Genomic DNA, 1,572 nt, shown 5'->3' with positions numbered 1-1,572 from the left:
AACCTACCAGTACGACCAGGCGGGCCATACCACCCAAAAGACCGCAGGCGGAACGACCACCCAAAGCCTCTACAACGCCGAGGGAAGGTTACAGCGAGTCGAGACCGGCACGGGCGATCTGATCGGCGAATACCGCTACGATCCCCTGGGCCGGCGGATCCGGAAGACCACCCCGACAGAAACCCGCTACTTCCACTACACCGACGAAGGGCTGGCCGGCGAATACGATGCCAGCGGCACGCCGATCCAGCAGTACGGCTATGAGCCGGACAGCACCTGGACGACGAATCCGCTCTACACAAAAACCAATCAAGGCTACGCCTTTTACCAGAGCGACCACCTGGGCACGCCGCAGCGGCTGGTGCAGAGCAACGGTGCGACGGTGTGGGCGGGGGAGTACCGGGCGTTCGGCGAGGTGACCGAGACGAACCAGGTGTGGGCTAATCCGTTGCGGTTCCCGGGGCAGTATTATGATGCGGAGACCCAAACACATTACAACTACTTTAGGACGTATGATCCCACCATAGGGCGGTATGTGCAGGGGGATCCGATTGGGCTGGATGGTGGGTTTAATAGATATCTCTATGTACTAGCAAGACCTGGAATGTTTTCAGATCATTATGGATTAGCTGTTAGTGGTACAATAGTTGACTCTAAAGTTCTTCCTCAGGATATACGTTATGACGTACTTAGTTGGGGAACAGAGCTAGACTACAACGATGGCGATGGCGAAAATTTACCCGGAGCTGGTCCACGATTAGTAAGGGTTGATTTGCGCGTTGGAGGAACTGTCAGATTTTTAATTCATTGTTCAGAGACGGAGTGTAACAAGGTTATAAAGGAAGGTTACATAGAAAAAGGAATATATGTTCCTAAAATAATTCCATTTACATATCATTACGAACAATCAATCATTCCGCCAGTCTATTCGATACCATATGGCTTGCTCCGATTAGCAATTGCAGTAGAGCCATTGCTAAAAAAAATGGCGATGGCTGAAGGGTTAAATGCACCGTTGATATGTGACATGAATAAAAATTGGAGCCCTGTCATACCTTTTAGCTGGAATGATGAAATTCCATTATCACCATAGTGAAAAGAATGAGTGCTAGTGAAAAGAGATTAAGTCTAGGATATGTTTTCTGGGTAAAGGCCCCAGGGGTATTTGTGTCTGTAATGATAGTCGCGCATCTAAGTAATTTCTTTCTAGAAAAAATTGGTGTCGATATTCAGTATCGTTTGCTTACTTACTATATGCTGTGGGGTATTGCATCATTGAGTGCAGCTTATCTAATATGGAGTGCTTCAAAATTTGGTAAACGGGCCATATATAAGTATTTGTCGCAAATTATTTCGATATTTTATGCGGGTATTTTCTTTTATTCATTTTTATTGTTTTTATTTTAGGTGTAGGTCGATAAGCCAAAGGGAACGCTGGGCGAGGGTGTTCAGAACTCTCAACAATCACTCAAGTGATAGGAGTTCGGGGTCAAAGGATAAGGGTAGAAGCCCTTTACAAGATCCCTCGTATCTGCCCGCAGACCGGGCATACCTCAATACATCATCCAGCGC

2 protein-coding genes are annotated in these 1,572 nt (G+C 47.1%); both read left to right on the top strand.

Annotation, left to right across the window (positions count from 1 at the left end; translation table 11 throughout):
• The coding region (locus tag O9K64_RS23360; protein ID WP_275100527.1) for an RHS repeat domain-containing protein at positions 1–1,093 on the top strand (1,093 nt) is incomplete at its 5' end.
• Positions 1,094–1,101: 8 nt separating this feature from the next.
• A complete protein-coding gene (locus tag O9K64_RS23355) occupies positions 1,102–1,407 on the top strand; it encodes a hypothetical protein (RefSeq protein ID WP_275100526.1) in 306 nt (101 codons plus the stop codon).
• The last annotated feature ends 165 nt before the right edge of the window (positions 1,408–1,572 follow it).

This window comes from Sedimenticola hydrogenitrophicus (assembly GCF_029017505.1).
Classification (GTDB): Bacteria; Pseudomonadota; Gammaproteobacteria; order Chromatiales; family Chromatiaceae; genus Sedimenticola; species Sedimenticola hydrogenitrophicus_A.
This window is presented reverse-complemented; position numbering and strand designations above follow the sequence as displayed.